The 8963-nt window shown below is 69.6% G+C and carries 9 protein-coding genes; 7 read left to right on the forward strand and 2 right to left on the reverse strand.

Annotation, left to right across the window (positions count from 1 at the left end; genetic code table 11):
• Nucleotides 1-133 precede the first annotated feature (133 nt).
• The 3 genes from VGD70_RS29340 (at nt 134) to VGD70_RS29350 (ending at nt 2558) form a co-directional block, all read left to right on the forward strand.
• Entirely contained in the window at nt 134-868 is a 735-nt protein-coding gene (locus tag VGD70_RS29340) for a class II aldolase/adducin family protein (RefSeq protein ID WP_331087018.1), read from the forward strand.
• A 96-nt stretch (nt 869-964) separates the two neighbouring features.
• Nucleotides 965-1288 (forward strand): 2Fe-2S iron-sulfur cluster-binding protein, encoded by a 324-nt coding sequence (locus tag VGD70_RS29345; protein WP_331087020.1) that lies wholly within the window; start codon nt 965-967, stop codon nt 1286-1288.
• A gap of 70 nt (nt 1289-1358) precedes the next feature.
• Nucleotides 1359-2558, forward strand: a complete 1200-nt coding sequence (locus VGD70_RS29350) for an NAD(P)/FAD-dependent oxidoreductase (RefSeq protein ID WP_331087022.1) — start codon at nt 1359-1361, stop codon at nt 2556-2558.
• 321 nt (nt 2559-2879) lie between these two features.
• On the opposite strand, the gene VGD70_RS29355 is transcribed toward VGD70_RS29350, so the two are convergent.
• Together VGD70_RS29355 and VGD70_RS29360 are read right to left on the reverse strand one after the other, a co-directional pair.
• Nucleotides 2880-3329: an RpiB/LacA/LacB family sugar-phosphate isomerase gene (locus VGD70_RS29355; RefSeq protein WP_331087024.1), complete on the reverse strand. Its 450-nt coding sequence runs from the start codon at nt 3327-3329 to the stop codon at nt 2880-2882.
• 12 nt (nt 3330-3341) lie between these two features.
• Complete coding sequence (locus VGD70_RS29360; RefSeq protein WP_331087026.1) at nt 3342-4244, reverse strand: hypothetical protein; 903 nt, start codon at nt 4242-4244, stop codon at nt 3342-3344.
• A 24-nt stretch (nt 4245-4268) separates the two neighbouring features.
• On the opposite strand from VGD70_RS29360, the gene VGD70_RS29365 reads away from it, so the two are divergent.
• From VGD70_RS29365 to VGD70_RS29380, 4 genes are all read left to right on the forward strand, one after another.
• Nucleotides 4269-5372, forward strand: a complete 1104-nt coding sequence (locus tag VGD70_RS29365) for a zinc-dependent alcohol dehydrogenase (protein ID WP_331087028.1) — start codon at nt 4269-4271, stop codon at nt 5370-5372.
• Nucleotides 5373-5374: 2 nt separating this feature from the next.
• Entirely contained in the window at nt 5375-6058 is a 684-nt protein-coding gene (locus tag VGD70_RS29370) for a 4-carboxy-4-hydroxy-2-oxoadipate aldolase/oxaloacetate decarboxylase (protein ID WP_414638091.1), read from the forward strand.
• The gene (locus VGD70_RS29375; protein ID WP_331087032.1) at nt 6055-7074 is read left to right on the forward strand and encodes an amidohydrolase family protein; all 1020 of its coding nucleotides are present in this window, start codon (nt 6055-6057) and stop codon (nt 7072-7074) included. The genes VGD70_RS29370 and VGD70_RS29375 overlap by 4 nt, the downstream gene beginning before the upstream one ends.
• Nucleotides 7075-7337: 263 nt before the next feature.
• The gene (locus VGD70_RS29380) at nt 7338-8477 is read left to right on the forward strand and encodes an IS701 family transposase (RefSeq protein WP_331087034.1); all 1140 of its coding nucleotides are present in this window, start codon (nt 7338-7340) and stop codon (nt 8475-8477) included.
• The last annotated feature ends 486 nt before the right edge of the window (nt 8478-8963 follow it).

The following is an 8963-nucleotide window of genomic DNA, read 5'->3' on the forward strand; positions in this document are numbered from 1 at the left end:
CCATCCTCCCTCATCGAGCCACGTGACGCGATGGTGACACGGTTGACGAACGACGGTCAGACCGCGAAAATAATCATACCAATAGTCCATAATGCGTCAGGGGGAACCGCCAGGTGTCCCGCCACGAGCCGCGATGACGGCACCGCAGCCCCGCCGGACGATCGCCCTGGCGTGCCGGATCCTCGCGAACACCGGCCTCGCCGAGGACATCCTCGGCCACGTCAGCCTGCGGACCGGGCCCGACACGCTGCTCGTCCGCTGCCGCGGTCCACGCGAGCAAGGTCTGCTGCTCACCCTCGACGAGGACGTCCGCGAGGTCGACCTCGACGGCCACGGCGCCGACCTCGGCGACTGGTCGGTCCCGGCGGAGCTGCCCATCCACGCCGAGATCCTCCGGGCGCGGCCGGACGTCGACGCCGTCGTCCACTGTCATCCGCCGTCGGTGCTGGCGGCCGCGCTGGCCGGGGTGGCGCTGCGGCCGGTCTTCGGCGCCTACAACATCCCCGCCGCGCGCATGGCGCTGGACGGGGTGCCCATTTATCCGCGCAAGATCCTCGTCCGCCGCCCGGAGCTCGGCCGCGAGCTCGTCGGGGCCATGGGTACCGCACCCGTGTGCGTGCTGGACGGGCACGGCATCGCGACGGTCGGGTCCGGCCCGCACGCCGTCGAGCAGGCCGTGGTGCGCGCCCTGAACCTCGACGTGCTCGCCCGGGTCAACGTCGAGCAGGTCGCGCTCGGCGACCACGCCGAGGACCTGACCCCGGAGGACATCGCCGAGCTGCCCGACCTCGGCTCGGCGTTCAACGACGTGACCGTGTGGCGCCACCACGTCGCCCGGCTCCGCCTCGCCGGGCTCGATCTGGGCTGACTCCCGCGAGCGTGACCCGCGTGGTTCCCGGATGGGCGTCGGCAAGGTAATATGGTTAGTCCATTGCCAGGATGGATCCGGCGAGAGGACCCGACAGTGCCCAAGGTCACCTACGTCGCGACCGACGGATCGCGGTGCACGATCGACGCGACGGTCGGCGACTCGGTCATGGCGACCGCGGTCAGGAACGGCGTGCCCGGCATCGTCGGGGAGTGCGGCGGCAACATGTCCTGCGCCACCTGCCACGTCTACGTCGACGCGGAGTTCGCCGGACCCGTCGGCCCACCGGGCGACCTCGAGGACGCGATGCTGGACCTCGGGGTGTCCGACCGCCGCGAGACCAGCCGGCTGTCCTGCCAGCTCGCGGTCAGCGACGCCCTCGACGGCCTGGTCGTCCAGACTCCCGAGGAGCAAGGGTGAGCGAGCCTGCGAGCGAATCGATGGCACAGGGCGACCGCGAGTGGCAGTACCGAGCCGGCGAGGGGCTGTCGTGAGCGGCGCGTTGATCGTCGGCGCCGGCCAGGCCGGCGTCCAGCTCGCGGTGTCCTTGCGGGACAACGGTTACGACGCGCCCATCACGTTGATCGGCGCCGAGGCGCGGCCGCCGTACCAGCGGCCGCCGCTGTCCAAGGCCTACCTCGCCGGGAGCGCGGACGACGCGTCCCTGCACCTGCGTACCGAGGCGTTCTACACCGAGCGGCGCATCGCCGTGTGGCCGGCGGAACGGGTCACCCGGCTCCACCTCGCGTCGGCCGGTTCCGGGGTGGTGCTGACCGACCACGGCTGCACCACGGTGTTCGACCGGCTCGCGCTCACGGTGGGCGCGCGGCCGCGGCGCCTCGACGTGCCGGGCACGGACCTCGCCGGCGTCTGCTACCTGCGCACCGCCGACGACGCGGACCGGCTGCGCACCCACCTCGCCGAGGCTCGCGACGTGGTGGTCATCGGTGGCGGGTTCATCGGGCTCGAGGTGGCGTCCGTGGCCCGGACGCAGGGCCGGAACGTGACCGTCGTGGAGGTGGCGGACCGGCTGCTCGGCCGGGCGGTGGCGCCGGTGGTCTCGGAGTTCTACCGCCAGGCGCACACCAGGCGGGGGACCGCGATCCGGCTCGGCGCCGGGGTTGCCGCGATCGAGGGCGCACGCGACCGGGTGACCGGCGTGCTTCTCGATGACGGGACGCGCATCCCCGCCGACGTCGTCCTCGTGGGGGTCGGTGTCGTGCCGCGGACCGAGTTGGCGGCCCAGCTCGGCCTCGAATGCGCGGGCGGGATCGTCGTCGACGAGCACGCCCGCACCAGCGAGCCGGCCATCGTGGCGGCCGGCGACTGCACCGTCGTGCCCAACCCGATGACGGGCGACGGCCTGGTACGGCTGGAGTCCATGCCCAACGCGACCAACCAGGCACGCGTGGCTGCCGCGACGGTCGCCGGTGCCCCGCCGCCCCGGCCGGAGGTGCCGTGGTTCTGGTCGAACCAGCACGACCTGAGGTTGCAGATCGCGGGCATCGCGGACGGATACGACCATCTCGAGGTGCACGGAGAACCGGATCAGGAGCGGTTCTTCGTGCGGTACTACCGCCAGGGCCGGTTGCTGGCCGTCAACGCGGTCAACAGCGCGCGGGACTATCTGCTGGCGCGCAAGGAGCTCTCAGCCCACCGGTTCGGCGGCGAACAGCGCCTCGGGGCCTAGTCCGCCTCCCCGGGATTGACAGTGTGCGTTGCGTCCCAGCGGATAGTGCGGGTATCGAGGTGGATGGTGGCTGGGTGCCGTCACGGTCCCTGAGGTTCCGGTGGTCGGCGCAGGACTAGTCCGCCTCCCCGGGATTTAAAGTGTGCGTTGCGTCCCGGCGAATGGTGCGGGTGTCGAGGTGGGTGGTGGCTGGGTGCCGTCACGGTCCCCTGAGGTTCCGGTGGTCCGCGCAGGACTCACACGATGATCTATGAGACAGGCCTTAGTCCTGGCGGTCGACCGGGCCGCCGAGAACCGTGCCGGACCTTCCTTGACGGAGCACTAAATCCGCTCGCCGCGTTCGAGGGCGGCGATCTGGTCCAGGCGCTGCTGGTGCCGGTCGCCCTTGAACGGGGTCGAGAGCCAGGTCTCGGTGATGGCCACGGCGTCCGCGGCCGAGATGACCTTCGCGCCCAGGACGAGGACGTTGGTCTTGTTGTGTGCGGCGGAGATCTCCGCGAGGAACACCGAGTGGCCCAGGCCCGCGCGGATGCCGCGGATCTTGTTGCACGCGATGGACTCGCCGCCGCCGGTGCCGCCGACCACGATGCCCCGGTCGGCGTGGCCGTCGACCACCCGGGCGCACACGTCCGCGCACAGCGGCGGGTAGTCGACCACGCCCTCGCCGTGCGTGCCGCGGTCGGCGACCTCGTGGCCGGCCGCGGTGAGCCACTCGACGAGCTGGGACTTCATCGGCACGCCGTTGTGGTCGGCCGCGATCGCGATCCGCATGGTGGTCCGTCCTCAGGCGGTCAGGTCGAGGGTGTCCGGGGCGAACAGGTCCTCGACGGCGGGCCGGCGGTCGAGGATCCGTTGCCGCACCGCGTGGTCGATCAGGAGGTCGATCATCGCCCGGTTCGGCGCGATGCCGTAGGGCAGCGGGTCGGTGACCTCGCTGACCCGCCGGTACATCAGGTCCGTGGGCGTGGGGTCCGCGATGCCGGGCAGGCGCTCGACGTAGCGCCGCTTGGCCTCGGCGAACGCCGCGAAGACCTCGGCCGCCAGCCCGGCCAGCTCGTCGCGGACCACCACCAGGTGGTTGATCGGGTACAGGCCGTCGCGGCGCAGCGCCTCGAACGCCACCTCGCCCGCGTCGGGCACCAGCGGGACCAGGCCCGGGCCGGTCACCCCGATGGCCGCCGCCAGCTCGCCCGTGGCCACCATCGTCGCCAGGTCTCCCCCGGGCGCCATGGGCACCACGTTCGCCGGCGGCCGGTACTCGGCCACGTGCTCGTCGCCGGACAGCACCCACGTCACCTTGTCGAGGTCGACGCCGTAGTGGTCCGCCAGGATGCCGCGCGCCCACACCCCGGTGGTGACCGTGTAGCCGCGGTTCACGCCGACCCGCCGTCCCTCCAGGCCGGCCGCCGCGGACGCTCCACTGTGGACGATCGCACCGTGGTGGAAGCCACGCGCCAGGAAGATCGGCAGCGCGGTGATCGGCTTGCCGTGGGCCTTCGCGCACAGGTACGTGGTGAACGCCAGCTCGCTGACGTCGAACTCCTGCTCGCGCACCATCCGGCGGAACGCGTCGACGAGGACCGGCACCTCCTCGAACTCGAACGAGAAGCCGCGCGGCGTGACGCTGCCGTCCTTGAGCGCCAGGTTGTTCCCCTGGGTCCGCGTCACGGTCTTGAGAGCACGCATGGCTAAATGTTATACCATCAGACCATGACTGAGACGGTTCTTGCTGCCGTGCGTACCGCCGCCAGCACGACGGAGTTCCGCGAGTATCCGATGCCGGACATACCCGACGACGGCGCGCTGCTGCGGGTCGAGGTGGCCGGCATCTGCGGCACCGACGTCAAGATGTACGCCAAGCCCGTCATCAAGGACCCGGTGATCATGGGGCACGAGAACGTCGGCGTCATCGCCAGGGCGGGTCGCACGTTCCGCGAGCGCCAGGGCTTCGCCGAGGGCGACCGCGTGTTCGTTCAGCACTACGTCCCGTGCCGGCGCTGCGAGTGGTGCCACCTGGGCCAGTACCAGCACTGCGAGTGGACCGACTGGCGGACGAACCCGGATGCTCGCCGCTACGGCTACACCTCGGCGGAGAACCCGTACCACCTCTGGGGCGGGTTCGCGAGCCACCTGTACCTGCCGTGGAACGCGGTGGTGCACAAGGTGCCCGACGGGGTGTCGGCCGAGCTCGCGGGGATCGTCACGCCGATGTCCAACGGCATCGAGTGGGCGCTGATCGACGCGGGTGTCGGGTACGACTCCACCGTGCTCATCCAGGGGCCGGGCCAGCAGGGGCTCGCGCAGACCGTGGCGTGCAAGCAGGCCGGCGCCTCGCTCATCATCGTCACCGGCACCACAAAGGACGCGGCCCGGCTGGAGCTCGCGAAGGCTCTGGGCGCCGACCACGTCGTCGACGTCGCGGTGGAGGACCCGCTCACCCGGGTCCTGGAGATCACCGGCGGCAAGGGCGTCGACGTGGTCCTCGACTGCACCGCGGGCGCCGGCACCACGCCGGTCCTGCTCGGCATCGACGCGCTCAAGCGCCGGGCCGGCACGCTGGTGATCCAGGGCGAGCTGGCCGCGTTCCCCGACTTCCCGGTGAAGAAGGTGACCGAGAAGGCCATCACGATCAAGAGCGCCCGCGGGCACAGCTACCGCGCGTGCGAGCTGGCCCTCGCCCAGCTGGCGTCGGGCCGGTTCCCGCTGGAGCGGCTGACCACGCACACGTTCGGTCTGTCCGACGTGGACCGTGCCATCAGGACGGTCGGCGGCGCCGGTGACGAGGGCGCCATCCACGTCTCGGTGCTGCCGTGAGCGTGGTCGTGCGCAACGTCACGCGCACCGACAAGTCCACTGTGGACGAGCTGGGCTCGTTCGGCGTGGCCACGATCCACGAGGCGCAGGGCCGCACGGGCCTGCTGGCGGCGCGGCTGCGGCCGATCTACCCCGGCGCGCACGTCAGCGGCACCGCGGTCACCGTCAGCGTCCCGCCGGGGGACAACTGGATGCTCCACGTGGCCGTCGAGCAGTGCCAGGACGGCGACCTCCTCGTCGTGGCCCCGACGTCCCCGTCCGACGCGGGCTACTTCGGCGAGTTGCTCGCCACCGCGGTGCGGGCCCGGGGCGTGCGCGGGCTCGTGATCGACGCCGGCTGCCGGGACGTGGCCGAGCTGGCCACCATGGGATTCCCGGTGTGGTCGAGGGCGGTGTCGGCCACCGGCACGGTCAAGGAGACGCTCGGCGACGTGAACCTCCCGCTCGTCTGCGCCGGGCAACTGGTGCGGCCGGGGGACGTGGTCGTCGCCGACGAGGACGGCGTCGTGGTGGTCCCGCGCCGGGACGCGGAGGCCGTGCTGGCGGCGTCGCGGGCACGCGAGGACAAGGAGGCGGCCGCGCGCGCCCGCTACCGGGCCGGCGAGCTGAGCCTCGACGTGCACGACATGCGGGGCCGGCTGGCCCGCAAGGGGCTCACCTACGTCGACCAGGAGCAGGCCGAATGATCATCGACTGTCACGGCCACTACACCACCGCACCCGGCGCGCACCAGGCGTTCCGCGACGCCCAGCTGGCCCGGCTGGCCGACCCCGGCCTGCCCGCCCCGGCACCCGCGGCCATCAGCGACGACGAGGTGCGCGAGAGCATCGAGACCACCCAGCTGGCGATGCTGCGCGAGCGCGGCGGCGACGTGATGGTCTTCTCCCCCAGGGCGTCCGGGATGGGGCACCACGTCACCGACCCGGCCACGGCCCGGGACTGGGCGCGGGTGTCCAACGACCTCGTGCACCGGGTGACCGAGCTGTTCCCCGCGCACTTCGCGGGTGCCTGCCAGCTGCCGCAGACCCACGGCGGCCCGCTGGATGACGCGGTCGCGGAGCTGTACCGGTGCGTCGACGAGCTGGGCTTCGTCGGTTGCAACCTCAACCCCGACCCCTCCGGCGGGCACTGGACCGCCCCGCCGCTCACCGACGAGTTCTGGTTCCCGCTCTACGAGGCCATGGTGGCGCTGGACGTCCCGGCGATGATCCACGTCTCGGCGTCGGGCAACCCGGCCGCCCACACGCTGGGCGCGCACTACCTCAACGCCGACACCACCGCGTTCATGCAGCTGGTGCAGGGCGACCTGTTCGGCCGGTTTCCCACGCTGCGCCTCGTGATCCCGCACGGCGGCGGCGCCGTCCCCTACCACTGGGGCCGCTACCGCGGGCTCGCCGCGCGGCTGGGCCGCCCGCCGCTGGCCGAGCACGTGATGCGCAACGTCTTCTTCGACACCTGCGTCTACCACCAGGCCGGCATCGACCTGCTGCACCGGGTGATCAGCGCGGACAACATCCTGTTCGCGTCGGAGATGTTCGGCGCGGTCCGCGGCGTCGACCCGGAGACCGGCCACCACTGGGACGACACCAAGCGCTACGTCGACAACCTCGCCCTGCCCGTCGAGGACCGCGCGAAGATCATGGCGGGCAACGCGAGGCGCGTGTACCCCCGCCTCGAGAAACGGCTAAGGCCTGCCTCGTAGATCATCGTGTGAAGGAAGTCCTGCGCCGACCACGCCGACCACCGGAACCTCAGGGGACCGTGACGGCACCCAGCCACCACCCACCTCGATACCCACACCATTCGCCGGAACGCAACACACACTTTTAATCCCGGGGAGGCGGACTAGTACTACAGGGCTAGATCTTTCGCGTGTTGGTTCGTGATATCGGTCGCCGGTTGTGCGAGTGTTTGTGTATGACTGTTCCTTCCGCTGCGCGGGTTGACGTCGTGGATGGTGTGTCCATGAAGGATCTGGCCGTCTGGGATCAGGAGTTCCGGGACGTCTGTGCGCGTCTTGATGGGTTGTTCTATCGGACGGATTCGCGTGCGCATGCTCGGCATTATGTGCGTGGGTTGATGGCTCCGTTGGAGCGGAAGAATGGTTGGACGATCGCGGAGTATTCCGGGCATCCGGAGCCGAAGGCGCTTCAACGGTTGTTGAATCTGTCGCCGTGGGATGCTGATGAGGCGCGGGATCTGGTGCGGACGTATGCGATGGAGCATTTCGCTGATCCGCGTGGTGTGTTGATCGCGGACCCGACCGGGTTTGCGAAGAAGGGGAGCAAGTCGGCGGGTGTGCAGCGTCAGTATTCGGGGACGTTGGGTCGTGTCGATAATTGTCAGATCGGCACGTTCCTGGCCTATGTCAATATGGTCGGTGATCGGGTGCTGATCGATCGGGAACTGTATATGCCAGAGGGGTGGTGCGCCGATCCCGGTCGTCGAGTCGAGGCGGGCGTGCCGGAGGAGGTGACGTTCGCTACCCGGCCGCGGCAGGTCCAGGACATGATCGCCCGGGTGGTAGCGGCGGGGGTGCCGTTCGCGTGGTTCGCCGCGGACGAGGAGTTCGGGCAGAGTCCGGGTTTACGCTCATATTTGGAAGGCGAACGGATCGCGTATGCGATGGCCGTGCCGAAGAACACCGATACCGTCACCGGCAGCATCACCACGGCAACCGGTCTGACCACGCTCGTCGAGCATGTCGCGGCCCGGTTGAAACCCCATGACTGGTCCCGCCGTTCCTGCGGGATCGGCACGAAAGGTTTCCGGGTCTACGACTGGGCGCTGGTCAATGCCGATGATGGTCACCACTATGTGTTCCGGCGGAACATCGCCGATGGCGAACTCGCCTACTTCCACTGCTACAACCCCCACAACGAACCGATGACAGAACTGGTCCGTGTCATCGGCACCCGCTGGCCGATCGAGGAATGTTTCGAGGCAGCTAAGAACGAAGCAGGACTGGACAACTACCAGGTCCGCCTCTACCACGCCTGGTACCGGCACATCACCTTGTCCATGCTCGCCATGGCATTCCTTGCGGTGATGAGACACACCTCGAAAAAAGGGGCCCTTGGCCTGTGGACAACCCACACGCTCTGACGGTCCGAACCCGCCGCAAGAGCCGAAACATCAACCGGACAGCCCACGTCGAACCCGCCGCTTGATCGCGCTCTCCATCGCCGAGGTCCGGCGCCTGTTCAACCTCATCGGCAAAGATGATCACACCATTGACCAGGGCCTTCACTGGTCTGCCTGGCGCCGCGAACACCAGGCAGACACGCGACGAAGCCACTTCAAACGACGCCTCCGACTCCAGGCGCTAATGATCTAGCTCTGTAGTACTAGCGCTGGCGCAGCCGGTCGATCTCGTGCAGGTCTGCCCGCGTCGCTTGTCTCGATGACGGCATTGCCCCAAGCCTTCCGGTCGGTGAGTGCGGTCGTTGACAGGCCATATGACATATCATATATTCTCGCCACCGGTGCGCTCACTCGAGCGAGATGGGCACCGGCTAGTGGTTGGCGGGGTGAGCGTGGCATCGACGTCGACGCGGGAATCGTGCTTCTCATGTTCTTCGCCACCGTGCT

The organism is Actinophytocola sp., assembly GCF_036402745.1.
In the GTDB taxonomy this organism is placed as follows: Bacteria; Actinomycetota; Actinomycetes; order Mycobacteriales; family Pseudonocardiaceae; genus Actinophytocola.

Excerpts from the sequence above, each read along its gene's own strand:
- VGD70_RS29340 (WP_331087018.1), top strand. The coding sequence starts at position 134 with ATGACGGCACCGCAGCCCCGCCGGACGATCGCCCTGGCGTGCCGGATC.
- VGD70_RS29355 (WP_331087024.1), bottom strand. The coding sequence starts at position 3,329 with ATGCGGATCGCGATCGCGGCCGACCACAACGGCGTGCCGATGAAGTCC.
- VGD70_RS29360 (WP_331087026.1), bottom strand. The coding sequence starts at position 4,244 with ATGCGTGCTCTCAAGACCGTGACGCGGACCCAGGGGAACAACCTGGCG.
- VGD70_RS29365 (WP_331087028.1), top strand. The coding sequence starts at position 4,269 with ATGACTGAGACGGTTCTTGCTGCCGTGCGTACCGCCGCCAGCACGACG.
- VGD70_RS29375 (WP_331087032.1), top strand. The coding sequence starts at position 6,055 with ATGATCATCGACTGTCACGGCCACTACACCACCGCACCCGGCGCGCAC.
- VGD70_RS29380 (WP_331087034.1), top strand. The coding sequence starts at position 7,338 with ATGAAGGATCTGGCCGTCTGGGATCAGGAGTTCCGGGACGTCTGTGCG.